This is a genomic window from Nocardioides sp. Root682 (assembly GCF_001427795.1).
Lineage (GTDB): Bacteria > Actinomycetota > Actinomycetes > Propionibacteriales > Nocardioidaceae > Nocardioides.
Window position 1 is genome coordinate 21,606 of the sequence record NZ_LMHJ01000004.1, and the last position, 22,855, is coordinate 44,460.

Genomic DNA, 22,855 nt, shown 5'->3' on the forward strand with positions numbered 1-22,855 from the left:
CCATGTCGCCGCATGTCCTCCAAGGTGTCACCGGGGACGGTGCCCGATCTCCGACAGCCCGCACAACGTTGACCGGCGCGGTTGGCTGGTTGCACAACGGGCTGCCGTCAGCCCGCGCCCCCGCGAGTCAGGCGGTCTGGAACGCCCGCACCGCAGCCAGGTCGTACGACCCCGCGTCGGTGCCCACACCCTGAGCCACCTGCGCGGCGGTCGCGCACCCGAGCGCTGCCGCCTCCGCAGGGGGCAGTCCGAGCGAGAGCCCGCGCAGGAAGCCGGCGGAGAACGCGTCTCCGCAGCCGGTGGTGTCGATGACCTCGATGGGGTACGCCGGAACCTCGACCACTCCGTCGGCGGTGGCGACCAGCGCGCCGCGAGCTCCCTGGGTCACCGCGACGCAGCCGACGCCGTGGGCCAGCAGTGCCCGCGCCCCTTCCTCGAGCGAGGCGGCGCCGGTGAACCCGAGCACCTGCTCGTCGTTGGGCAGCAGGTAGTCGGTGTGCGGCAGGGCCGCGGCGATCCACGCCAGCATGTCGGGGTCGCCGGGCGCCAGGATGTCGACCGACGTGGTGATCCCGAGGCCGCGGGCTCGCGCGAGCAGCTCGCCCGCGGCGTCACCACCGAGGAACTCCGGCCCGCCGACGTGCAGGTGCGTCACCCCGTCGAGTACGTCGCCCGGCAGGTCCTCGAGCGTGAACGAACCGTTGGCTCCGATGCAGTGCCACGCCGGCCGGTCGCCGTTCGGCCGCACGGGCAGCACCGACGCGGACGTCTGCGCCTCCGGCTTCCGTACGAGCCCGGACGTCTCGACACCCTCGCGGGCGAGCAGCGCGAGCAGGGTGTCGCCGACAGGATCGGTGCCGACGGCGCCGTACGACCGGACCTCGGCGCCGAGGCGGGCCAGGACAACCGCCGTGCCGCCAGCGGTGCCGGCCGGGGACATCCGGATGGTCTCGACGAGCTGCCCGTCGGAGCCCGGCGGGATCGACTCGATGCCGAGGACGTGGGTGTCGAGGACGTGGACGCCGACCGCGGCCACAGTCATCGGGCCAGTCATGGGGCCGGTCATGGGTGAGGTCATCGGTTCTCCTGGGTGGTGCCGTAGTCGCGCTCGATCGCGACCCGGATGACGTCCAGCTGCTGCTCCTCGGTGAGCACCCGTGGCTCACCGAGGGCGCTGGCCCGGTGGTGCAGCTGGCACAGCCACTCGAGGAGCAGCGCGTTCTCGACCGCCTTGTCGAGCGTGCCGCCGACGCAGACCGAGCCGTGGTTCGCGAGCAGCGCGGCGCTCCGCCCGACCAGGGCTTCACGGACGTGGTCGGCCAGGGCGGGCGTCCCGAAGGTGGCGTACGACGCCACGCGGATCGCGCCGCCGAGGGCGAGCTGTTGGTAGTGGAGCACGGGCAGCTCGTCCAGGACGCAGGCGAGGGCCGTGGCGAAGGGCGCATGGGTGTGGACGACCGCGCCGACGAGGTCGGCCGGCGCGTCGGCGTACACGCCGAGGTGGAGGGCGAGCTCGGACGTGGGGGCCAGGCGGCCCTCGACCACCCGGCCGCTGAGGTCGACGACGGTCACGTCGTCGGCGGTGCAGCCGCTGAGCGTGACGCCGGTGGCCGTGACCGCGACCAGGTCGCCGGACCGGGCGCTGACGTTGCCGCCGGTGCCGACGAGCAGTCCGGCGTCGGCCAGCCGCCGCGAGGCCTCGGCAACGCCAGCCCGCAGACCAGCCAGATCTGCCAGCAGACCGGCAGCGGTCACTGGTCGCTCGCGATGCGCGCGAGGTAGCCGGTCACCAGCTCGATGGCCTGGTCGATCAGGAAGGTGTCGCCGCGCGGGTCGCGCTCGAAGGCCAGCTGGAACGCCCGATCGCCCACCTCGACGGCCAGCTCGGCGATCGCGCTCAGCTCCGCGGTCGTGTACGAACGGGCGTCGACGAGGTCGGCGTCGATGGCAACGGCGAGCAGGTTCTCCGCGATCCGCTTGTTGTGGTGGCGGCCGTAGTCGTAGATGGCGTTGTTGGTGCGGCCCCGCACCCAGATCTGCATGAAGGCCGGTCGGCGGTGGTAGACGGTGACGAACGCGCGCATCGAGGTCTCGACGAGGGAGGCCACGGTCAGCTCGCCCACGGCGAGCAGGTCGCGCGCGACCTGGTCGTCCATCTCGGCCATGTCGCGTTCGCACAGCGCGAGCAGCACGGCCTCCTTGTCGGAGAAGTACTGGTAGAGCGAGGCGACCGGCAGCTCGGCGGCGTCGGCGATCGCGCGGGTCGTCAGGCCGTCGATGCCGTCGACGAGGACGAGCCCGGCGGTCGCGTCGAGGATCCGCTCGACCCGCTCGCGCGACCGCGCCTGGGTGGGCATCCGGCGGCGACTGGGCGCGGCACCGGACGACCGCTCGGTCGTTGACCCCTGAGTGGACGCGTCGGGCGCGGCGGGACCGGAAGCGATGGACGACGGCATGGACGCAGTGTAGCCTCTGAAGCCGAACCTGACACACATTCACCTTCGTCGTACGACGAAGGGCCAGGAGGTCACGATGAACACCCCGTCACTGGCGATCGATCCGGGCGCGCTCGCGCTGGGCAGGCGCGGCCTGTTCGCCGGCGGCGCAGCCGCCCTCGGGGTGCTCGCGACCGAGGCCCTCGAGGCCGAGGTGAACGCCGCGACCCTGCAGGGGCCGCTGCCCCGCAAGGTCGACGTGGTGGTCGTCGGCGGCGGCATCGCCGGGCTGGTCGCGGCCGTCAAGGTCGCCCGTGGCGGCCGCTCGGTGCTGGTCGTCGAGGCCCGCAACCGGGTCGGCGGGCGGGTGCTCAACCACAAGCTCGCCACCGGCGGCACGATCGAGGCCGGCGGCGCCTTCATCGGCCCGACCCAGCGCCACATCAAGGCGCTCGCGGACGGCCTCGGCATCGCGACCTTCAAGGAGTACGTCACCGGCAAGAACGTCTACGTCTCCTCGAACCCGCTGCTGGGCCGCCAGGAGTTCACGGGCACCGTCCCGCCCGACCCCACGATCCTGCTCGACGCGCTGCTCGCCCTCCAGCAGCTGAACTCGTTCGCCGCGGACATGCCCGTCGACGCGCCGTGGTCGCACCCGCGCGCGGCCGAGTGGGACCGGATCACCCTCGGCGACTGGATCCGTCAGCACACGATCAACAGTCGTGGCATCGAGTCGCTCATCAAGGCCTGGACGCAGCCGGGCTTCGGCGCCGACCCCGACCAGCTGTCGCTGCTCTACGTCATCCACTACATCGCCTGCTCCGGCGACGAGGCCCACGTCGGCACCTTCGAGCGCAACTCCGACGTCATCAACGGCGCGCAGGAGAGCCGGTTCGTCGGCGGCTCGCAGCGGGTCCCGCTCGCCCTCGCCAAGCGCCTCGGCGATCGGGTCGCGCTGAACGCTCCGGTGAGCCGGATCGCCCACGTCGACGGCAAGGTCCGCGTCCGCACCGCCCGCGGCGTCGTCACCTGCCGGCGCGTGATCGTGGCTGCACCGCCCAAGCAGGTGCTCGACATCGAGTTCCTGCCCGGCATGCCCGCCGGTCGTCGTACCTTGCTGACGAAGATGCAGATGGGCCGCCTGATGAAGTGCGACGCCGTCTACGACAAGCCGTTCTGGCGTGCCGACGGGCTCACCGGTTTCGGCATCTCCGACTCCGGTGCCGTGCGGGCGGCCTTCGACAACGGCGTGCCCAGCACCAGCCACGGCGTCCTGCTCGCGTTCGTCGGCGGCTCGACCTGGCGGCAGTACGGCACGCTCGCGAAGGCCGACCGCCGCAAGGCCGTGCTCGAGGGCTTCGCCGCGATGTTCGGCGACAAGGCGCTGCACCCGATCGAGTACACCGAGCACGACTGGACCCACGAGCGCTGGACCCGCGGTGGCCCCGTCGCGATGTACCCGCCCAACGTGATGGCCACCTACGGCCGCCACATCCGCCAGCCGTTCGGGCGCATCCACTGGGCCGGCACCGAGACCTCGACCTACTGGACCGGCTACATGGACGGCGCCGTCCGCTCCGGCAAGCGGGCCGCGGCCGAGGCCCTGGACAAGCTGTGAGCGCAGCGTTCCGCCGCCCCCGTCGTCAGGGAGGTACGACGGTCCTGCTGGTCGTGCTCGCTGCCCTGGTCGCGTCGCTGGGACTGGTCCCGGCCCAGGCCGCGGAACGGCCCGTCTGGCACACCCGGGTCTTCGCGAAGGTGCAGAAGCCGGGCTCGCCGGCGTACGTCCACGTGCACCCGAACGGGCGGGTCTACACGTCGACGTACACGAACCCGATGGGCGACACGATGCGCTCGCGGGTCTTCGAGTACACCGCGTCCGGGACGCTGCTCCGCTCCTGGACGGTGCCCGGTCAGGACCTCACCAAGCCGCGGGGTGTCCAGGTCGCGACCTCGGACGCGCGCGGCCGACTGGTGCTGCTGGAGAAGTCCCGCGCTCGCGTGCTCACCCTCGATGTCCGCACGGGTCGGTTCGTGGTGCAGGCGACCATCCCCGACCTGGCCGGTGCCGGGCACCCGATCCCGAACTACGCCGCGTGGGGGCCGGGCGGCGGGCTGTTCCTCACCGACTACGGGCAGAACGTGATCTGGCGGATCCCTGCGGCCGGCGGCACCCCACGGGTCTGGCTCCGCTCGCCGAAGCTGGCCGGCCTGGAGTTCGGCACCACCGGCATCGTCTACGAGCCCGCGCGGCGGTCGTTCCTGGTCTCGCAGCAGACCACGACGGATCCGCTGGACCTGCTCCGCGGCCACCTCTACCGGGTCCCGGTCCGCGCCGACGGCAAGCCGGGTGTGCTCCGCACGCTGTGGACGTCCGGACCGCTGGACCTGCCCGACGGCTTCGGGATCGCGCGTTCCGGCAACATCTACGTCGCGTTGCTCGGCACCAACCAGCTCGTGAAGCTCGGCCCCGACGGGAAGGTGCGGAGCAAGTTCCCCAAGGCGCCGCTGGTCGGCAGCAACGGCTCGCCGATCGCCTTCGACAGCCCGTCGAACGCGACCTTCCTCGGCACCCGCGTGCTGGTGGCGAACCAGTCGGCCATCTTCGGTGACGCCTCCAAGCACGCGATCCTCGACGTCGAGGTCGGCGAGCGGGGTGCGCCGCTGTTCGTCCCGTCGGCGTCGCGCCTTCGCTAGGACGCGGAGGGAGCGCTGGCCAGCTCTGCCGCCGGTCGCCGGGTCAGCCGCCACACCGACGGCAGGGCCAGCGCGGCCAGGGAACTGAGGCCGATCACGCCACCCACCACAACGAGCCAGCGATCGGTACCGACCAGGCCCACCACGGGCCCGGTCAGCGCCAGGCCGAGCGGCCGGCACACGAACGAGCCGACCATGTCGAACGCGTAGACCCGCGACAGCATGTCGTCGGCGACGTTCTCCTGGATCGCGAGGTCCCAGTTGACGCTGAACAGCTGCAGCCCGACGCCGTGCACGGCCGCACCGAGCAGGACCAGGGGCAGCTGCTCGGCGAGCGCCATCGCCAGCGGGAACGCAGCGGTCAGGCTCAGCAGCAGGACGCCCCAGCGCAGCAGGAACCGTGGCCGCCAGCGCAGCGCGATCAGCCCGCCCATCACGAAGCCGGCCATCAACGAGGCCAGCGCCCACCCCCACGCCCCCTCGCCCCAGGCGTCGCCGACGACGATCGGCCCGAGCACGCCCTGCACCCCGCCGAAGCACAGGTGGTAGAGCAACGCCTGGCCGATCAGCAGCCACAGCCAGGTGTGGCGGAGCACCTCGCGCGCGCCGTCGGCGAGCTCGCTGAACAGGCGCTCCCGTTCGCCCCGGGACGGCGCGGCGACCCGGATCCGGGAGAAGAACACCGCCGCGAGCCCGTACGACAACGCGTCGATCGCGATCGCCCACCCCGGTCCGGAGACGGCGACGATGATGCCGGCGACCGCGAACCCCACGGCGTACGACGTCTGGTTGGCCAGGCTGCGCACCACGACCGCCCGCCCGAGCAGCTCCGCGGGGACCGTGAAGCGGGTCAGGGAGTTCGATGCCGGCTGCGCGATCGCACCGAGGCAGCCGTTGAGCACACCGATCAGCGTGAGGAACAGGATGGAGCCGTGCCCGGTGATCAGCACCGTTGCGCAGATGGCCTGGCTGACACAGGTGGCGGCGGCGGATCCCTGCATCAGGAGCTGGCGGGGCAGCCGGTCACCGAGCACGCCGCCGTACAGGATCGTGACGACCTCGGCTGCCGAGAACGCCGCGACGACCAGGCCCAGCTGGGTGGCGGTGCCGCCGAGGTCGAGCACCGCGAACGCCAGCGCCACCGGCGTCATCGCTGAGCCGAGGCCGCTGACGGTGACGCCGCTGACGAGCCAGCGGAAGTCGGGGATGCGGAGCGGCGAAGCGGGTGGTCCGAGCACCCACGCAGCCTAGGCCGGACCACCGACGTGCACCGACGTGCACGAACGAAGGGAAACACCGACCGCATCGGGGCCCCGGAGCCCCTGCGGTCGGTGTTTCCCTTCTTTGGTGCGTCGCCCGAACCCCCACTGGCCGGAAGACGCGGGATGGCTTGCGGCCGCTCAGTCCGCCGTACGACGCGAACGCGCCTGCAGGAGGGTGAGGACCGCGAGCACACGGCGGTTGAGGTGTTGTGAGGGTTCGAGCTCGAGCTTGTCGAAGATGTGCGAGCACAGTGCCTCGACGGTCTTCCGTGACAGGCACAGCTGAGCTGCGATGCCGGCGTTGGACTGGCCCATGGCGATCTGGTGCAGCACCTGGCGTTCCCGACGACTGAGTCGGTCCAGCCGACTCGTCGCCGCCACGTACGTCGCCCCGAGATCCATCATCGTCGTGGTCATCAGGCGGGGATGACGGGTCCGCCGTGGAAGTGGAACCGGCGGGACCGCGAGCTGGGAGAGGGAGCGTGGCGCGGTCCCGCCAGGTTGAGGACGCGGGCGGGGGTGACCTCGCCTGCGGCGTGCTTGAGGATCTCGAGGATGCCGGCCTCGGAACGGCGCAGCCGGGCGCTGGTCTCGTCCAGCTCGTCCTCGTTCGTCCGGATGTCGAGCTGTGCCTCGCACATGTGGTTCCAGCGGGCGCGGAGCGCGGCCACCAGGCCGGCGGGGCCGTTGAAGTACTGCGCCCACTCCTCGCGCCACGGGAGGGCGCCGCTCATGTCGGTCGCGGCGACAGCCTCGACCTCGTGGAAGATGCGGATGCGTTCGTGGGTCTCGGTCCAGGTCATGACGTTTTTCCTTCCGGGGAGCGCGGTGGGGAGTCACCGCTCGGTTTCACGAAAGGAGGAGGAACGGCCACCCCCCGCTGATACGCCGACTTCGGAAATCTTTTTGCGACCTGCGTGGCGCAGGGCGAGCTTCGCCAGCGTGTGCCTGCCGAGATACGGCGTCGGCCGCAGCCCGAGCTCGTCGAAGAGGGCCGTGGACAGGGCCGTTGCCTCCTGGAGCGTGATGCCGAGCCGGGCCGCGACGAGGGCGTCGGTGTCGGCCCCTGACTGGCCGAGCGCGATCACCCGGAGCAGCGAGCGCTCGGTGGGATCGAGCCGGTCCAGTCGGCTCGTGGCTGCGATGTAGCTGAGTTCGAGTGTCATGCGCCGTACCTCTTCCGGGCAGCGGGCGGTGGGGAGTCACCGCGCACCTTTCAGAGGTGTGGGGGCCCGTCGGTGATACGGGAGCGGTTGGCCGCGTTTCGACGTATCACCGGCACTGGTTCGCAGGTCCTATGTGCGGGACGATGCTTCCGACAGGGATTCCTGCACATGCTGGATGAGGAGGTCGGGAGTGGATGTGACGACGCCGTTGTCGACGCTCGTCCCCGCGGCACGTGAAGGAGACCAAGATGCCTGGAACGCGATCGTCGAGAGGTTCCTGCCCCTCGTCAACGCCCTGGTCCGTGGCTACCGGCTCTCCGAGGCCGACGGCGACGACGTCAGCCAGACGGTGTGGCTGCGCCTCGTCGAACACCTCGGAGCGCTCCGTGAACCGGACGCCCTGCCCGGCTGGATCCGTACGACGACCCGCAACGAGTGCCTGCGCCTCCTCACCGCGCGGGGCCGGGTCCGTCCTGTCGACCCCCAGGACTCAGTCGGCGGAGGCGGCCTGGACGCGGTCGAGGACGACATCGCGAACGACGACCTGCTCGTCGCCGAGCGTTGCCACCTGCTGCGGGAGGCCATGGCCGAGCTGCCGGCAGCCCGCCGCGAGCTCCTGCTCCTGCTGCTCACCGACCCTCCGGTCGGCTACGAGCAGATCAGCGAGCGCCTCGGTATCCCGATCGGCAGCATCGGCCCCACCCGGGCGCGAGCGCTCGAACAACTACGACGTACCCGCGCCCTGCGCGGTCTCGGTCCGGATCTCGTGGGAGGGATGAGCTGATGACCAACTGGGACGAGCTGACCGACGACGAGCTGATGTCCGCGCTGGCCGAAGCCGTGACGGAGACCGACCCTTCCGTCGTCGACCGCCGTCGTGCCGCTGCGCAGGCTGCCTTCACCTGGCGCACCATCGATACCGAGCTGGCCGAGCTGCTGCACGACTCCGCCCTCGAGGCCGGGGCAGCCGTGCGCTCGGCTGCTGAGGGACCGCGGTCGTTGTCCTTCGGTCGCAGCGGCCTGACCCTGGAGATCGAGATCGACGGGGACCAGGTCCTCGGCGAGGTGATCGCGGAAGGTGCGGCTGGTGATGCAACGGGCGCTGCCGTGGTCGTGCTGCGCCGCCCCGACGCCGACGACGTGACCGTCGAGGCGGACGCCGCCGGGTTCTTCCGGTTCTCCGACGTCGGGCCGGGTTCGGTGCGGTTCGAGGTCACCCGGGGTGAGTGGTCGCTGACCACCCCCTGGGTCACCCTGTAGCCCCCGCCCGTTGGTCGAGGAGGTTGATCTCGTGACGGTCGCTGCGCGACCTCCTCGATCCAAGGCGCAGCAACCGTCTCGAGACCCCGGGCGCCAAGCTCGTCGAGTAGCGACGCCGCGAGGTACGAAGCGGCGGCGCATATCGAGACGCCTCAGGTCAGCGGACCGACGATCTTGATGTCCTCGTTGATGCGCGTGTCGTGGCTGTCGATCGCCGTCTTCAGGACGGCATTCCACGCGTCCCGCGCCGACATGGGGTTCGGCTTGCGGTTCGCGCGCATCTCCGCGGCGATCAGTCCGGTGACGACCGGGGTCGAGAACGAGGTACCGCTCCACTGGGCCAGACCCTTGAAGTGGCGGACCTTGGTCTCGTTCGGAGGCTCGTGGCAGGTGTAGGTCCCGATGGGGAACGCGTTCACCAGATCGCGACCGCGGGCGTAGACGTTGACCCAGCCCTTGCCGTAGCTGGAGAAGTCGGACACCTTCTTGTCGGGGTCCACCGAACCGACGCCGACCACCCAGTCGAAGGCGGCCGGCCAGAAGGGCTCGTCAGTGTCGTCATTGCCTGCCGCAGCCACGATCAGTACGTCACTCCGGCCGGCCAGTTCGTATCTGTGGGCCAGCAAGAGAAGCGACAACGGGGGGAGTCCGTTGCGTGTGTGCGTTCCGGCCGAGATGCTGATGATTTCGGGGGGTTCGGGGTCCTCGAGGGCGTCGCGAAGCTGTCGACAGATCGCCGACTCGTAGACCGCTCCCCCGTGGGTGAGCACCCCTTCGACCTCGACTCGTGTCTCGGGAGCCAGACAGCTGATCACTCCGGCGACGAAGGTTCCGTGGCCTGCGTACGCGTGAATCGCGGACTGACTCACCGATTCGAGGTCAGTGGCGTCGGCGAAGACGTCGTCGGCCTCGAGCCAAGGACTGACCGGACTGCCGACGGCGTCCTTCCACAGCCCGGTGTCGACCACGGACACTCGTACCTTGTCCTGCGCCGCGACCTCGCCACCGGATGCGGCCTGCGGTGGCCACGGCTCGTGGGTGGGCGGTTCCTCGGGTTCGGTGGCGGGGCACATGCTCGGCCGGCTCGTCACGTAGAGGATGTGGTCGGGAGCGGCGACCTGGCCATCGCCGAATTCCCGGTCCATCTCGTCAAGAGTGCGCAGCACGGAGTCCATGCGGTCGCGACGCTTCGGTATGGGGACCAGCATCAGGCCGTCGATCACTGAGTCCTCGGGCCACTCCATCGGTTCTTCGAAATCGTCACGGCGCTGTTCGAAGAAGCGCGCGAAATCCTCTCTCCGGTCATTCCTGACCAGAAGGTGATCCGGACGGAAGAGATAGGCGGTGTCGGCATCGTCGGCGGCGCGCTCGCCGCCTCGGCTCGAAGCGCCCGCGACGTCGCCGCGGAACGCCCGGCGAATGACACCGACCTGGACCCGCAGCTTCTCGCGCTGGAGCTGCTCCGCAGTGCGTCCGGGTTTGACGGGGGTACGGCCTCCGCTGCGTTGGCGTCGCAGCCACTCGAGCAGTGACCTCAGCGGATTGCGGGACAAGGGGGGACGGTCCGGCTCATTCATCGACACTCCTGGGAGTTCGGAGGTACGGCGGTCTGTCCCCACCGCCGCCGCTAACGTAGTGGTGCCCGGAACCGCCCGTAAAGAGCCGTGCTCTCGACGCATCGAGGAAGCCATGCAGGAACTCCTGGATCTTGCGATCGACAGCCCGGCTGAGGCGGGACAACGGGCGCGCGCGATTCTCGACGGCGACCCGGACGATCTACTTCGGTCATTTGCCGGTCAGGCGCTTGGGATAGTGCTGCGCGACAGCGGTCAGACGGGCGCGGCGATCGGGATCCTGCGCGCCGCAGTGCGAGCGGCGATCCGGTGTGGGATCGCGAACCGGGAAAGTGACGTTCGGGCGACACTCGGCGCCACATTGGTTTTTGCGGGGCGCCCGAGCACCGGCTTGGTCGAGTTCGAAAGAGCCCTGTCCGGTGCCACGGGCGAAACCGCCGCAAAGGTAGCGATGAGGCAGGCCGGCGTGCTCACGACCCTGGGTCGATGCGCTGAAGCCAGGCCGGTCATGCAGCGTGCACTTGATGAGTTCCGGCTGGCGGGCAACGGCGTCTGGGAAGCACGTTCCCACCTGTGGCTTGCCCACATAGAACTCGTGCTGGGGCGGGTCAACGCGGCTGACCTCCATGCGACGGCAGCCGCAGAAATTCTGGAGGGGTTGGGAGACACCACGGATCGGCTCAGTGCCCTAACGAACCTCGGTGAGATCGCAATGGCCCGGGGGGACATCTCTGGTGGCCTGCGGCGCCTCACCCAGTCGGTTGATGAGAGTGATGCTTCAGGCCGTCTTCGGTTCGAGGTCGTCGGAAGCTTGGCGGTTGGCTATCTTGCGGCGGGATTGGCGGCAGACGCGGTGTCGCTGCTCGGCAGGGACGACCTCCGGCTCACGCCCGCGCTTGACGCCGAGCGCCACCTTGCTCTCGCAGATGCCCTGATCGCCATCCAGCAACCGGAGCCAGCGATCGACGCGGCGCGCAAGGCCGGCGCAATGTTCCGTCGTCAGGGCCGGGAGTGGTTCCAACGCCGAGCACGGCTGACGGCCGTCCGTGCCCGGTCTGCGATCGGCGATGCGCGGGGACTCGCGCGCGATGCGCGGGTCGTGGCCGAGGAGCTCCATGAGGAACGCGCAATCGAGGCGCCGCTGGCGCTGACGCTCGCCGGCCAGGTCGGCCCAGCTCTGGAGGCTGCGGGTCTTTGGGCAGCGGCAGCGTCGTACCGGAGCCACCCCAATGCGCTGGTGCGTGCGGGTGCATGGCACGCGCAGGCCCTCTCTCGCGAGGAGGCGGCGGATCGGGGAGGGGTGTTGCGGGCAGCTGCCGCCGGGCTCGATGCGATCGACGAACACCGCCGCCTGATCGGTTCCTCCGAGCTCCGCGCCCTCGCCACCACCCACGGCCGCGAGCTGACCACGATCGCCCTCCGCCATGCCGCGACCGACCCCCGAACGCTGCTCCGCTGGAGTGAACGCACCCGCGCCACGGCGCTCGCCCAGCCACCCGCGACGTCCGACGCTGCGACCATCCCGGCCTCCCTGGCTGCCCTGCGCGACAACGGACGTCGACTCGCGGAGGCCCGCCAGGACGGGGACCCGACCGAGGACCTGGAGAAGGAGCGGCTGCGGCTCGAGCGGGCGGTGCGGGCCGAGCACCACACGCTGTCGGCGGACTCCGTCGAGCGGCAGCGACCGGTCAGCGCCGAGGAGGTCGTGGCGTCCGTCGGCGACGGGTGCCTCGTGGAACTGGTCGACGTCGACGGCACGCTGCATGTGCTGGTCGTGCACGGCGGGAAGGTGCGTCGCCGGATTGCTGGGGGCACCACGGAGATCGCGGAGCTGCTCGGGCCCGCGGCGATGCTGCTGCGCCGGACCTCGCGAGGTCGGCCCGCCGACCTGACCGCACTCGGGCAGCGGCTGCAGGACGCGATCCTCGGGGACGCCGTACGGCTGATCCCGGAGGGGCTGGTGGTGATCGCCCCGACCGCGCGGCTGCACGGACTCCCATGGGCGCTGCTCCCGGCGCTCCACGACCGACCGTTCAGCGTGGTGCCGTCGGCAGGGCAGTTGCTCCGAGCCCGCGCAGCCAAGAGACCGAAGGATCCGCGGACCGTCCTCATCTGCGGGCCGGGCCTCGCGACCGGTGGCGCGGAGGTGCCCGTCCTCGCGAAACGCCACCCGGACGCCGTACTCCTCGACGGTGCCCACGCAACGCTCGAGGCAGTGCTCGCCCAGCTCGACGGTGCCGACCTCGTGCACCTGGCTGCCCACGGAAACTTCCGCGCGGACAGTCCGCTGTTCTCCGCGCTCGACCTCGCCGACGGCCCGCTCACGGTCCACGACCTCGAGCGGCTCCAGCGGGCGCCGTACCGCGTCGTCCTCTCCGCCTGCGAGTCCGGTGTGCTCGCCCCCGTTGGCGCCGAGGAACTGCTCGGACTGGCGGCGGCACTGTTCTCTCTCGGTACGGCCGGCCTGGTCAGCAGCGTCGCCGAGGTCAACGACGTCGCGACCGCCGACCTGATGGTCGACCTGCACGCCGCCCTCGCCGCCGGTCGCGACCCGGCCACCGCCCTGCACGAGGTACGACGCGCCGCCGTACCCGGCTCGGTCGAGGCCGCCACCGCCGCGGCATTCGTCGCCCTCGGCGTCTGACCGACCGCGCGGCGCTGGTTTCGGATCGCTCGGGGGAAGGGCAGGATCGGCTCCATGACCGAACCGGGATCGCCGTACCTGCCCCCACCGCCATCCGCTGCGTTCGCTCCCGCGCCACGGACCGGCCGCCAGTCGATGGCACTGCGCCACCTCGTCAGCGTCGTGATCGCCCTGGGCGCGACGCCGATCGGGATCGTGATGTTCGACTACGGCGGCGGCAAGTACCTCCGCGAACGGGCGATCAACTTCGGGGAAGGCTCCGCGGGCATCGGCTGGCTCGTGCTCATGTTCGCCGGCGGGGCGGTGCTGATGGTCGTGGCGCTCACGGCGCGCGTCTCGGGCCTCGAGCCGGTCCTCGCCGGGCTCCTGTGGGGCCTGGTGCCGCTGCTCTGGTTCGTGGTCGACCTCGCCAGCTTCTACGACTTCTCACGTGACCTGCCGTCGACGTACTTCTGGTTCGCCAACCCGCCCTTCCTCTTCGGACTCGTGGCGCCGCTGCTCATCGGCAGCGGGCTGGCCGGTCGGTGGCGGGGCACCCAGCGGTAGCCCAGCGGTAGCCCAGCGGTAGCCCAGCGGTGGCCCAACGGCCGCAGGGCGAAACCGGGCGGCGGCCCGACCCCTGGCCCGCATAGGCTTCGGCCATGTCTGACAAGCCGAACGCCACGCTCACTGCCCGGGAAGCCATCACGGCCATCCAGGGGCACGAGGCGTGGGCGATCATCCGGCGCTCGACGCGGGCAGGTGATCGCGACACCGTCGGCGTCCTCGGCGGCACCCGCAGCACCGCCGAGTCGATCATGGACATCCCGCTCGAGACCGGCGTCCCCGAGGCCGGGCACATCTGCGACCGGCTGGTCGCCGTACCTTTCCGTCAGGTCGCCGAGCGCGGCTTCGAGGCGCACGACGACGGCACCCCGCTGGTGGTCGTCGACGTCCAGGCGGAGCACGAGTTCTCCGTCGCCGACGTGATCGCGGCGATCGACGAGGTCCCGGTCGAGTTCACCGACCGTGGCGGCTTCGACATCGACGACGACGACTACGCCAAGATCGTCGAGTCGATCATCGGCGAGGAGATCGGCCAGGGCGAGGGCGCCAACCTCGTCATCGGCCGCAACTACCGCGCGGTCGTCGCCGACTGGAGCGCCGAGGTCGCGCTCACGGTCTATCGCCGACTGCTCGAGCGCGAGCGCGGTGCCTACTGGACCTTCCTCTTCTTCACCGGCGACCGCTACCTGGTCGGCGCCAGCCCCGAGCGCCACGTCAGCGTCCACGGCGGCGACGTCCGGATGAACCCCATCTCCGGCACCTTCCACCTGCGCCCGCCCGCCGGCGAGACGCGCAGCACCGAGGCCCGGCTCCGCGAGTTCCTCAAGGACGAGAAGGAGATCTACGAGCTCTTCATGGTCGTCGACGAAGAGCTCAAGATGATGTGCGACATCTGCACCGAGGGCGGCCAGGTCCTCGGCCCGTTCCTCAAGCCGATGACGCACCTGATCCACACCGAGTACCTCCTCGCCGGGCGCACCTCGCGCGACGTGCGCGAGGTCCTGCGGGACACGATGTACGCCGCCACGGTGACCGGTTCGCCCGTGGAGAACGCCTGCCGGCTGATCAAGCAGTACGAGCCCGAGGGTCGTGGCTACTACGGCGCCGCGCTGGCCCTCTTCGGCCGCGACAGCGACGGCGAGCCCGTCGTGGACAGCCCGATCGTGATCCGCACGGCCGACGTCTCGATCGACGGAGCGCTGAAGGTGACCGCGGGTGCGACCCTCGTGCGGGACTCCGTGCCGTCGTATGAAGTGGCGGAGACGCACGCCAAGGCCGGCGGCATCCTGTCCGCCTTCGGGCTCGTCCCGCCGGCGCCGATCCCCACCACGGACGTCGCGACCCTGGTCGCCGACGAAGAGGTGCTGATCGCGCTCAACAGCCGAAACAACCGGCTCTCCAGCTTCTGGCTCGCCGACCAGGCCGGTACGCCGGTCGACCCGCGCCTGATCGGGAAGTCCGCCGTCATCCTCGACGGCGAGGACGACTTCGTGAACATGCTGCGCCACATGCTGACCCGGATGGGGATCAGCAGCCGGGTGGTGCGGCACGAGGCGTACGTCGAAGGCGCGCTCGACGGTGACGACCTGGTGATCGTCGGCCCCGGCCCCGGCGACCCCGGCGACGACAACGACCCCAAGATGCTGCGGATGCGGGCCGCGGTCCAGTGGTTGCTGGAGAACGAGAAGCCGTTCCTCGCGGTCTGTCTCGGGCACCAGACGCTGTGCCACCAGCTGGGCATCCCGCTGGCGTTCAAGGACATTGTGTTCCAGGGCACCCAGGCGGCCGTGCTGCTCGACGGCAAGCCCGCGAAGGTCGGGTTCTACAACACGTTCGTCGGTCGCCCTGGTCCGGAAACCGTGCTGCCCGAGGGTGTGCGCGTTGACACCGACCCGGAGTCGGGCGACGTGCACGCGCTGACCGGCTCGCACTACCGGGGCGTCCAGTTCCACGCCGAGTCGATCCTCACCGAGCGCGGCTTCGACATCGTGCACGACCTGGTGTCTGCCGTCCTGCTGTGAAACACGCGGTCATCCACAGGTTGCGGTGCGACCGGTGGCGCTGCGCAGCTCCGGAGGGCACGCTCGGGTCCGTGAGTTCTTGCGATCGCGTGATCGAGCCGAGGTGCGCGCCGCGGAATTCCAGCTGCTTCACCGGAAGGTCCGGTGGAGAGGAAGGGCGCGATGCTGGTTGTCGTGTCAACCCTGCTGGCAATGCCCGGAGCGGTGTGGGCGATCATCCAGGTGATCGACCGCTTCCGTCGGAAGCCATAAGCAGGGGCGGGACGGCTCAGTGCCTACCTGTGCCGTCCCGCTTCCTTCCTTCAATTGTACGCCGCCAGGACTTGGCGGCAGCGCTGTGACGCCCGACGTCGTCGTGGTCGACCACCACGACTCCTACACGTGGAACCTGGTGCACCTGATCGCCGGCGTCACGGGGGAGCTGCCGACGGTGGTGCAGCACGACGAGGTGTCAGCTGTCGACGTGCTGGCCCACGAGTTCGTGGTGCTGTCGCCCGGACCCGGAAACCCCGCTGTGGAGCGGGACTTCGCGGTCGGTCGCGAAGTCCTGCTGGCCGGCACCCGCCCCGTGCTCGGTGTCTGTCTCGGCATGCAGGGCATCGTGACGTCGTACGGCGGCCGCGTGGATCGCGTGGCTCCGGGCCATGGCGTGGCGGCGACCGTCAAGCACGACGGGTCGCGCTTGTTTGTCGCAGTGCCGGACCCGTTCACCGCGATCCGCTACCACTCACTGGCCGCGCTCGAGCTGCCCGACGTGCTGCGGGTGACGGCCGTCGACGAGGTGACCGGGTTGACCATGGCCGTCGAACACACGACGCTGCCGATCATGGGCGTGCAGTTCCATCCCGAGTCCGTGCTCACCGAGCACGGGGCACAGCTGATCGCGAACTTCCTCGGCTGCGGTTCGTGGTGACCCGGCTGTGACCCTGGTGGCTGTCGCATGGTGACGCAGGGCGACCCCGCCGAGGCGTTCGCCCGCATCCAGGCCCGCCATGCGCGCTGCGTCTGGCTCGACGGCGGCGGCGCCCGGGACTGGTCGCGGCGCAAGTCGCTGATCGGCTGGCTCGAGGACGACGACGTCTCCCTGAGCTACTCGGCGGCTGCCCGCGAGGTCACCCGGCACCAGGGTGGACGGTCCGAGGTCGTGGGGGATGACCCGTTCGTCGTACTCGAGCAGGAGCTGGCGGCGGGCACGCCGAGCGACCAGTGGTTCGGGTACTTCGGCTACGCGGCGCGTCCCGACATGCCGGCGTTGCCCGACCCGGACCTGCCCGACGCGGTGTGGCTGCGGCCCTCGCACATCCGGGAGTACGACCACGTGCCGGACGGGCAGTTCCTGCGCCTGTCGGGGGTTGCAACCCCCGACAGGCGCAGGAATCCCCGGGCGCCCGGGGATTCCGACACCACGGCCCCCACCGTCTACGCCACCGCCTTCACCACCGTCCAGGAGCACCTCCACGCCGGCAACTCGTACGAGGTCAACCTGACCTATCGCACCCGGACGCCGAGCACGCTCAGCCCCGCGGGCGCCTATCTCCGGCTGCGCACGCTCAACCCGGCGCCGTACGCCGGCTACCTCCAGCACGACGTCGCAGGGGCGGAGGCGTGGCTGTTGAGCTCGTCGCCCGAGAGGTATGCGCTGGTCACGGCTGACCGCACCCTGGAGACCAAGCCGATCAAGGGCACCACCGCGCGCGGAAGCACCCCGGACGAGGACGCCGCGGCGCGCGACCACCTGGCCAGCGACCCGAAGTTTCGCTCCGAGAACCTGATGATCGTCGACCTGCTCCGCAACGACCTCGCGATGGTGTGTGACGTCGGGACGGTGGAGGTGCCGACGCTGATGGAGGTCGAGTCGTACTCCTCCGTGCACCAGCTCGTGTCGACGGTGCGCGGCCACCTGCGTGACGACGTCACGACGGTCGGCGCGTTGCGTGCGCTCTTCCCGGCTGGCTCGATGACGGGTGCCCCGAAGCTGCGCACGATGGAGATCATCGAGGAGGTCGAGGCGACCCCGCGGGGTGCCTACAGCGGCGCGTTCGGCTGGATCTCCGGCGACGGTCGCGCGGACCTCGGTGTCATCATCCGCACCCTGGTCACGGCGGGCGAGGACTACGTCCTCGGTACGGGCGGCGGGATCACCGTCGCCAGCGAGGTCGACGACGAGTACGACGAGACGCGGTGGAAGGCCGAGCGACTCCTGCAAGCGATCCTGCCGTAAGTAGTAGCGTCCCCTCATGGTGACTCCCGCTGAGGCGATCGACCGGATCCAGGCGGCCTTCGGGGCGCACGGCGGCGCCCGCTCCCTGCACGCCAAGGGCCGCTTCTACACGGGCACCTTCACGGCCACACCCGCTGCAGCGGAGCACGGGAAGGCCGCCCATCTCCAGGGCGACCCGGTGCCCGTGCTGGTGCGCTGGTCCAACGGCGGGGGCGACCCGAAGTCGCCCGACAAGGCGCCGGACGTCCGCGGCATGGCGGTGTCCTTCCGCCATCCCGACGGCGCGACCGACCTGCTGGGGCAGACCGCGCCGCGCTTCCCGGTTCGTACTCCCGAAGCGTTCGTCCGGATGGTCGAGGCGGCGCGGAAGCCGTCAGCGTTGCCCGGGTTCCTGCTGCGCCACCCCAGCGCGCTGCCCGCGCTCGCCGTCAACGCGAAGGCCGGGTCGCTGGTCCCGCCGCGCAGCTTCGCCGAGGCGACGTTCTTCCCCATCCACGCCTACCTCTGGACCTCGCCGACGGGGATCGAACGCTGGGTGCGCTACGTCCTGCGTCCGCTCGACGAGGAGGCCGGCCGCCCCGAGGGGAAGTACGACGGACCGGACCGGCTCTTCGACGAGATGGAGGCACGTCTCGCGTCCGGCCCGGTGCGGTTCACCCTCGTGGTCAATGTCGCGTCCGACGGCGACGACCCGCACGACCCGATGTCGGTGTGGCGAGGGGTCGAGACCTTCGACGCCGGCACGATCGAGGTCACCGCGACCGCGCCCGACCCGGAGACCGACGGCAAGGTCACCGTCTTCGACCCCACCCGCGTCATCGACGGCATCGGGCTCTCCGACGACCCGATCCTGCTGTTCCGCCCGGGCGCCTACTCGGAGAGCGTCAACCGCCGCCTCTAGCTCGCCGGGCTCGGCGAGCCGGCGCCGGACTCGTCGGCGTGGGCGGAGAGTGCCGCGAGCGTGGCCTCGACACCGCGCACGGCCCGCTCCTCGTCGTACGGCGACGGGTCGACGACGTTGACGACCTCGAACAGGGTGCCGTTCTGCACGAACCCGGTGACGTAGAGCTGGTCCTTCGCCGCGTCGACCACGATCCGGGCAGCATCGGCGAGGGGGACGGTGGGCTCACGCACGTCGGCGCCCGCGGCCTGGCCCATCTTCTCCCAGAAGTCGTCGAGGCTGCCGCCGAAGAGCTGGTAGTTCGCGGTCAGCGCTGCCTCGCCCGAGTCCTTTGCGGGCGCGAAGCGGCACTCCGGCACGGTCGGTGTCCCGGCGTGCTCGGTCACCGTGGAGCCGAAGTGCTTCAGGACGAACGCCGGGTCCAGGGCGTCGCACGGGTTCCACAGTGCGGGCGTCTCGGTCGGCAGGTCCGGCTTCGCGCCGACGTCCTCGCCGCCACAGCCGGCGAGCAGCAGGGGCAGTACGGCGACCGCAACCGCCGCACCTCGAGGGAGAAACCCCCGCACTTCGCGGGAGAAACCCCCGCACTTCGTGTCACGCATCGTTCTTCTCCCGTCCGGGGAGCCGCAGGACCATCCGCGCCCCCCCACTTGCATTGGCGGTGGCGTGCACGGAGCCGGAGTGGCGCTCGGCGACCTGGCGCACGATCGCCAGGCCCAGGCCGGAGCCGGGCAGTGTGCGGGCGTCGGGCGAGCGCCAGAACCGGTCGAAGATCCGCGGGCGGTCGGCCTCGTTGATCCCCGGCCCCTGGTCGTCGACGGTCAGTACGCCGTCGCTCAGGCGCACCGTCACCTGACCGGCCTCCGGGCTCCACTTGGCGGCGTTGTCGAGCAGGTTCGTCACGGCACGTTCGAGCTCGGCGGCTTCGCCGATCACCCACCAGGGACGGGTGAAGACCTCGAACACGAGGCTGGGCGCGCGTCGTCGTACCCGCTGGATGGCGTGGTCGACCACGTCGGCCAGGTCGACCGGCTCGACCTGGATCGGCATCGGCTCGTCGCGTGCGAGCGAGGTCAGGTCGCCGATGAGGGTGGTGAGCTCCTCGATCTGGGCCTGGACGTCGTCGAGCAGCTCCTCGCGCGCGTCGGCAGGCAGGTTGCGCAGGCCGTCGGGCTGGCGAGCGGTCATGGTCAACAGGTCGACGTTGGTGCGCAGCGCCGTGAGCGGGGTGCGCAGCTCGTGGCTCGCGTCGGCGACGAGCTGCCGTTGCCGGATCCGGCTCGCGTCCAGGGCCACCAGCATGTGGTTGAACGCCGTCGCGAGCCGGGCGACCTCGTCGTCGCCCTCCACGGACAGTGGGGTGAAGTCCTCCGTGCGCGCGATGTGCTCGACCGAGTCGGTGAGCTTGCGCACCGGTCTCAGGCCGTTGCTCGCCACCGCCCAACCGGCCAGCCCGGCGACGATCACACCGAAGGCACCGAACGCGATGGTCACCCAGCCCAGCCGGGACAGGGTGCGGTCCTGGTCCTCCAGCGGCTGGGCGATGATCAGTGCGATGCCGTCCTGCTGGGTCGGCACCGCCACCACGCGGTACCGCTCACCGGCGATCAACAGGGTGCGCAGGCTGGAGGAGTGCTCGCCCTTGGCGACCTCGATCTCCGGAGTGCCGAGCTCGATCGCGGGGCCGCGGTCGAGGATCGCCGGGTTGCCCTTGTAGTCGAGGAAGGCGATCCGTACGTCGGCCGCACCCAGCGCCCAGGGAGGTACCCCGCGGGCGCCCACCTCGAGCAGCGTGTCGGTGGCGGCAGCCTTGTTGGCGCGGTCCAGGAGCGAGTCGTCGAGCGCGTCCTGCATCTGCACGCGGGCGGTGAAGTACGCACCGACCGCCACCAGCGCGACGGACAGGCCGACCGCGATCGTCGTCAGCCAGATCACGCGGCTGGCCAGCGAACGACGGTAGTGCCAGCGGCCGTCGTTGCCCGGCCGCATGGCGACCAGGCTCCAGGCGCTCACTCGTTCACTGCCGGTTCACGACCGCTCACGACTCCGTCGCGCGCAGCACGTACCCGATGCCGCGGACGGTGTGGATCAGGCGGGCCTCTTCGCCGGCCTCGGTCTTGCGGCGCAGGTAGCCGACGTAGACCTCGAGCGAGTTGGCTGTGGTGGGGAAGTCGTAGCCCCAGACCTCCTCGAGGATGAAGGAGCGGTCCAGCACCCGTCGCGGCCGCCGCAGGAACATCTCCAGCAGCGTGAACTCGGTACGGGTCAGCTCGATGTGGCGGGTGCCGCGCAGCACCTCGCGGGTGGTGACGTTCATGGTGAGGTCGGCGAACGAGAGCACCTCCTCCTCGGCGCCGTCCTCGGCGGGGACGACCCGGCGCAGCAGTGCGCGCAGCCGGGCCAGCAGCTCCTCGAGCGCGAACGGCTTGGTGAGGTAGTCGTCCGCACCGGCGTCGAGACCCTCGACCCGGTCGCCCACGGCGTCCCGGGCGGTCAACACGATGACGGGTACGTCGTTGCCGGCCGCGCGCAACGCACGCGTCGTCTCGAGGCCGTCGAGCTTCGGCATCATCACGTCCATGACGACCACGTCGGGCGCGAGCGCACCGATCCCCGCCAGGGCTTCGGCTCCGTCGCCGGCCAGGTGGACGTCGTACCCGTTGAAGACGAGCGAGCGCTTCAGCGACTCACGCACCGCGCGGTCGTCATCGACGACGAGGACGCGGGCAGGCGGAACAGGGCGGGACACGACACCATCATGGCCGATCGGCCTGAAGGCGTCCTGAGAGCCGCGCGGTCAGCTGATGTCGTCCGGGCACTCCGCGGGGCGCGGGTCGGCGTTGATGCAGAAGGCGTAGCTGGGCAGCGGTGGCAACGTCGAGGGAAGCGGCAGGCGCAGCCGCGGGTCCTCGGCGATCTCGAGCATCGCCCTGCTGCTCAGCTGGAGCTTCTCCTCCAGGTCCTCGATCGTCAGTCCCGCCGGCGGTTCGGCGAGCCGTTCGCCGACGAAGACCTCGAGCTTCCCCGTCGCGCGGTCGGCCGGGAGGACGAGGTTGTGCGACGCGCTGTTGATGGCGTTGTTGATGTACCAGTACTCGATGGCCGTGCGGCCGTCGCTGGCCTCGACCTCGGTGCACTTCGCGAGCACGTCCCCGCCGGACTGGAAGTCGTCGCACGACCAGTCGTAGTACGACCCGCCGTCGCTCGGTTCGTGCTCGGCGCGGATGTCCAGGCGGCGGATGTCGATGGTGGTGCGGACCGACCAGCTGGTCGCGTCGCCGCGCTCACCGATGGCGAGCTCACGCGGGAAGCCGTCGCTCAGGTTCGTGGACGCGACGCTCCACGAGCGTGCGGTGACCACGGGATCGACCGCCCCCGGGAACGAGTCGAGCGCGACCTGCTCCATCAGCTCCGCGATGGCGAACTCGTCGGCCACCGAGGGAACGTCCGTCGTGCTGTCGGTCGTGGGCCCGTCCGTGGTCGGCCCGTCCGTCGTGGGACCGTCCGTGTTCGGGTCGGTACGTCGGGCGGACGGGTCGTCCTGGGCGATCAGGATCGCCGCCGTCGTACCGCCGCCCACCAGCGCCAGGGCGAGCACGACCGCGGCGACGATCAGCCCGGTACGACGCCGCGGAGGCGCCGGGCGTGACGGTGGCCCCCACGCGGGCGGTGCGGCAGGTGGCGCGGCGGGTGGTGCAGCGAACGGCCGCGGTGCCGTGGGCGGCGGGATCGAAGGCGCCGGAGGAGCCGGAGCCGGGTGGGGAACCGAGGACTGGGCGGGTGCCGTCTGGGCGTCCAGCACGTCGCGGCCGACCACGCCGAGAGCGACACCGAGGACGGCGACGGCCCACCTGCTGGGAGCCACGTCGGTGGCCGCGCGGTCACGCGCGAGCTGGTCCCCGGCCGCCGCCACCGCCATGTGCGGTGCCGCCCCGTGGGCGATGTCGCGCTGCAGCCGGTCGATCGCTCCCTGTCGTACGGCGTCGACGAGCAGGTTGAGCACACCCCGGCTGGCCGTCTCGGGGGCGAGGAAGTCGTCCAGCGCCGCCCCGAAGCTCGTGGCGTCGGACAGGATCCCCGTGCCCGTGCGCGCGAGGAGGTCGGTCAGGTCGTCCGAGAGGGCCACGT

23 protein-coding genes are annotated in these 22,855 nt (G+C 70.9%); 10 read left to right on the forward strand and 13 right to left on the reverse strand.

The window, feature by feature from the left end:
- Nucleotides 1-127: 127 nt before the first annotated feature.
- From ASD84_RS20910 to ASD84_RS20920, 3 genes are read right to left on the reverse strand one after another with little or no spacing between them, the layout of a single operon-like run.
- On the reverse strand, nt 128-1,078 hold the full coding sequence (locus ASD84_RS20910; RefSeq protein ID WP_235531257.1) for a carbohydrate kinase family protein: 951 nt from the start codon (nt 1,076-1,078) through the stop codon (nt 128-130).
- Complete coding sequence (locus ASD84_RS20915; protein WP_082574280.1) at nt 1,075-1,755, reverse strand: class II aldolase/adducin family protein; 681 nt, start codon at nt 1,753-1,755, stop codon at nt 1,075-1,077. Before ASD84_RS20915 ends, ASD84_RS20910 begins: the two co-directional genes overlap by 4 nt.
- Entirely contained in the window at nt 1,752-2,456 is a 705-nt protein-coding gene (locus ASD84_RS20920; RefSeq protein WP_162251571.1) for a TetR/AcrR family transcriptional regulator, read from the reverse strand. The genes ASD84_RS20915 and ASD84_RS20920 overlap by 4 nt, the downstream gene beginning before the upstream one ends.
- Before the next feature lie 76 nt (nt 2,457-2,532).
- Between ASD84_RS20920 and ASD84_RS20925 the strand changes: the two genes are divergently transcribed.
- Nucleotides 2,533-4,053, forward strand: coding sequence for a flavin monoamine oxidase family protein (locus ASD84_RS20925; protein WP_056715087.1), 1,521 nt, complete (start codon nt 2,533-2,535; stop codon nt 4,051-4,053).
- The gene (locus ASD84_RS20930; RefSeq protein WP_056715090.1) at nt 4,050-5,132 is read left to right on the forward strand and encodes an SMP-30/gluconolactonase/LRE family protein; all 1,083 of its coding nucleotides are present in this window, start codon (nt 4,050-4,052) and stop codon (nt 5,130-5,132) included. The genes ASD84_RS20925 and ASD84_RS20930 overlap by 4 nt, the downstream gene beginning before the upstream one ends.
- Here ASD84_RS20930 and ASD84_RS20935 read toward each other — a convergent pair.
- From ASD84_RS20935 to ASD84_RS20950, 4 genes are all read right to left on the reverse strand, one after another.
- Complete coding sequence (locus ASD84_RS20935) at nt 5,129-6,370, reverse strand: MFS transporter (protein ID WP_056715094.1); 1,242 nt, start codon at nt 6,368-6,370, stop codon at nt 5,129-5,131. The two genes, ASD84_RS20930 and ASD84_RS20935, sit on opposite strands and share 4 nt — an antisense overlap.
- Before the next feature lie 162 nt (nt 6,371-6,532).
- Nucleotides 6,533-6,811 carry a response regulator transcription factor gene (locus tag ASD84_RS20940; RefSeq protein WP_056715097.1) on the reverse strand — a complete coding sequence of 93 codons (279 nt, stop codon included), beginning with the start codon at nt 6,809-6,811 and terminating at the stop codon, nt 6,533-6,535.
- Nucleotides 6,811-7,197, reverse strand: a complete 387-nt coding sequence (locus ASD84_RS20945; RefSeq protein WP_056715100.1) for a hypothetical protein — start codon at nt 7,195-7,197, stop codon at nt 6,811-6,813. Before ASD84_RS20945 ends, ASD84_RS20940 begins: the two co-directional genes overlap by 1 nt.
- A gap of 33 nt (nt 7,198-7,230) precedes the next feature.
- On the reverse strand, nt 7,231-7,560 hold the full coding sequence (locus ASD84_RS20950) for a hypothetical protein (RefSeq protein ID WP_056715103.1): 330 nt from the start codon (nt 7,558-7,560) through the stop codon (nt 7,231-7,233).
- A 190-nt stretch (nt 7,561-7,750) separates the two neighbouring features.
- Between ASD84_RS20950 and ASD84_RS20955 the strand changes: the two genes are divergently transcribed.
- Both ASD84_RS20955 and ASD84_RS20960 read left to right on the forward strand, forming a co-directional pair.
- The gene (locus ASD84_RS20955; protein WP_200954720.1) at nt 7,751-8,344 is read left to right on the forward strand and encodes an RNA polymerase sigma factor; all 594 of its coding nucleotides are present in this window, start codon (nt 7,751-7,753) and stop codon (nt 8,342-8,344) included.
- Entirely contained in the window at nt 8,344-8,820 is a 477-nt protein-coding gene (locus ASD84_RS20960; protein ID WP_056715108.1) for a hypothetical protein, read from the forward strand. The genes ASD84_RS20955 and ASD84_RS20960 overlap by 1 nt, the downstream gene beginning before the upstream one ends.
- A gap of 152 nt (nt 8,821-8,972) precedes the next feature.
- Here ASD84_RS20960 and ASD84_RS20965 read toward each other — a convergent pair whose 3' ends face one another.
- Together ASD84_RS20965 and ASD84_RS25360 are read right to left on the reverse strand one after the other, a co-directional pair.
- Nucleotides 8,973-10,397, reverse strand: a complete 1,425-nt coding sequence (locus ASD84_RS20965) for a S8 family peptidase (RefSeq protein WP_162251572.1) — start codon at nt 10,395-10,397, stop codon at nt 8,973-8,975.
- A 208-nt stretch (nt 10,398-10,605) separates the two neighbouring features.
- Nucleotides 10,606-11,022, reverse strand: a complete 417-nt coding sequence (locus ASD84_RS25360; RefSeq protein ID WP_162251573.1) for a hypothetical protein — start codon at nt 11,020-11,022, stop codon at nt 10,606-10,608.
- A 210-nt stretch (nt 11,023-11,232) separates the two neighbouring features.
- Here ASD84_RS25360 and ASD84_RS25365 point away from each other — a divergent pair, with 210 nt between their 5' ends.
- The 6 genes from ASD84_RS25365 to ASD84_RS21000 all read left to right on the forward strand — a co-directional run bounded on the left by ASD84_RS25365 (nt 11,233) and on the right by ASD84_RS21000 (nt 18,727).
- Nucleotides 11,233-13,038, forward strand: a complete 1,806-nt coding sequence (locus ASD84_RS25365; RefSeq protein ID WP_162251574.1) for a CHAT domain-containing protein — start codon at nt 11,233-11,235, stop codon at nt 13,036-13,038.
- Between the two features lie 54 nt (nt 13,039-13,092).
- The gene (locus ASD84_RS20980) at nt 13,093-13,584 is read left to right on the forward strand and encodes a hypothetical protein (RefSeq protein ID WP_056715121.1); all 492 of its coding nucleotides are present in this window, start codon (nt 13,093-13,095) and stop codon (nt 13,582-13,584) included.
- 95 nt (nt 13,585-13,679) lie between these two features.
- A complete protein-coding gene (locus tag ASD84_RS20985; RefSeq protein ID WP_056715124.1) occupies nt 13,680-15,605 on the forward strand; it encodes an anthranilate synthase family protein in 1,926 nt (641 codons plus the stop codon).
- Between the two features lie 337 nt (nt 15,606-15,942).
- Nucleotides 15,943-16,518 carry an anthranilate synthase component II gene (locus ASD84_RS20990; protein WP_056715128.1) on the forward strand — a complete coding sequence of 192 codons (576 nt, stop codon included), beginning with the start codon at nt 15,943-15,945 and terminating at the stop codon, nt 16,516-16,518.
- Between the two features lie 27 nt (nt 16,519-16,545).
- Nucleotides 16,546-17,826 (forward strand): anthranilate synthase component I family protein, encoded by a 1,281-nt coding sequence (locus tag ASD84_RS20995; protein WP_056715131.1) that lies wholly within the window; start codon nt 16,546-16,548, stop codon nt 17,824-17,826.
- A 16-nt stretch (nt 17,827-17,842) separates the two neighbouring features.
- Entirely contained in the window at nt 17,843-18,727 is an 885-nt protein-coding gene (locus ASD84_RS21000) for a catalase family peroxidase (RefSeq protein WP_056715134.1), read from the forward strand.
- Here ASD84_RS21000 and ASD84_RS21005 read toward each other — a convergent pair.
- From ASD84_RS21005 to ASD84_RS25600, 4 genes are read right to left on the reverse strand one after another with little or no spacing between them, the layout of a single operon-like run.
- The gene (locus ASD84_RS21005) at nt 18,724-19,329 is read right to left on the reverse strand and encodes a hypothetical protein (RefSeq protein WP_156392299.1); all 606 of its coding nucleotides are present in this window, start codon (nt 19,327-19,329) and stop codon (nt 18,724-18,726) included. The genes ASD84_RS21000 and ASD84_RS21005 overlap by 4 nt on opposite strands.
- Nucleotides 19,322-20,740: a sensor histidine kinase gene (locus ASD84_RS21010; protein ID WP_235531256.1), complete on the reverse strand. Its 1,419-nt coding sequence runs from the start codon at nt 20,738-20,740 to the stop codon at nt 19,322-19,324. Before ASD84_RS21010 ends, ASD84_RS21005 begins: the two co-directional genes overlap by 8 nt.
- Nucleotides 20,741-20,765: 25 nt before the next feature.
- On the reverse strand, nt 20,766-21,476 hold the full coding sequence (locus tag ASD84_RS21015; RefSeq protein WP_056715142.1) for a response regulator transcription factor: 711 nt from the start codon (nt 21,474-21,476) through the stop codon (nt 20,766-20,768).
- Nucleotides 21,477-21,524: 48 nt separating this feature from the next.
- Nucleotides 21,525-22,853, reverse strand: coding sequence for a hypothetical protein (locus tag ASD84_RS25600; protein WP_056715145.1), 1,329 nt, complete (start codon nt 22,851-22,853; stop codon nt 21,525-21,527).
- Nucleotides 22,854-22,855: the final 2 nt, after the last annotated feature.

Excerpts from the sequence above, each read along its gene's own strand:
- ASD84_RS21000 (WP_056715134.1), top strand. The coding sequence starts at position 17,843 with ATGGTGACTCCCGCTGAGGCGATCGACCGGATCCAGGCGGCCTTCGGG.
- ASD84_RS20945 (WP_056715100.1), bottom strand. The coding sequence starts at position 7,197 with ATGACCTGGACCGAGACCCACGAACGCATCCGCATCTTCCACGAGGTC.
- ASD84_RS20985 (WP_056715124.1), top strand. The coding sequence starts at position 13,680 with ATGTCTGACAAGCCGAACGCCACGCTCACTGCCCGGGAAGCCATCACG.
- ASD84_RS20980 (WP_056715121.1), top strand. The coding sequence starts at position 13,093 with ATGACCGAACCGGGATCGCCGTACCTGCCCCCACCGCCATCCGCTGCG.
- ASD84_RS20910 (WP_235531257.1), bottom strand. The coding sequence starts at position 1,078 with ATGACCTCACCCATGACCGGCCCCATGACTGGCCCGATGACTGTGGCC.
- ASD84_RS21005 (WP_156392299.1), bottom strand. The coding sequence starts at position 19,329 with ATGCGTGACACGAAGTGCGGGGGTTTCTCCCGCGAAGTGCGGGGGTTT.
- ASD84_RS20950 (WP_056715103.1), bottom strand. The coding sequence starts at position 7,560 with ATGACACTCGAACTCAGCTACATCGCAGCCACGAGCCGACTGGACCGG.
- ASD84_RS25360 (WP_162251573.1), bottom strand. The coding sequence starts at position 11,022 with ATGGAGGTCAGCCGCGTTGACCCGCCCCAGCACGAGTTCTATGTGGGC.
- ASD84_RS20960 (WP_056715108.1), top strand. The coding sequence starts at position 8,344 with ATGACCAACTGGGACGAGCTGACCGACGACGAGCTGATGTCCGCGCTG.
- ASD84_RS20925 (WP_056715087.1), top strand. The coding sequence starts at position 2,533 with ATGAACACCCCGTCACTGGCGATCGATCCGGGCGCGCTCGCGCTGGGC.
- ASD84_RS20965 (WP_162251572.1), bottom strand. The coding sequence starts at position 10,397 with ATGAATGAGCCGGACCGTCCCCCCTTGTCCCGCAATCCGCTGAGGTCA.
- ASD84_RS20920 (WP_162251571.1), bottom strand. The coding sequence starts at position 2,456 with ATGCCGTCGTCCATCGCTTCCGGTCCCGCCGCGCCCGACGCGTCCACT.
- ASD84_RS20995 (WP_056715131.1), top strand. The coding sequence starts at position 16,546 with ATGGTGACGCAGGGCGACCCCGCCGAGGCGTTCGCCCGCATCCAGGCC.
- ASD84_RS20940 (WP_056715097.1), bottom strand. The coding sequence starts at position 6,811 with ATGACCACGACGATGATGGATCTCGGGGCGACGTACGTGGCGGCGACG.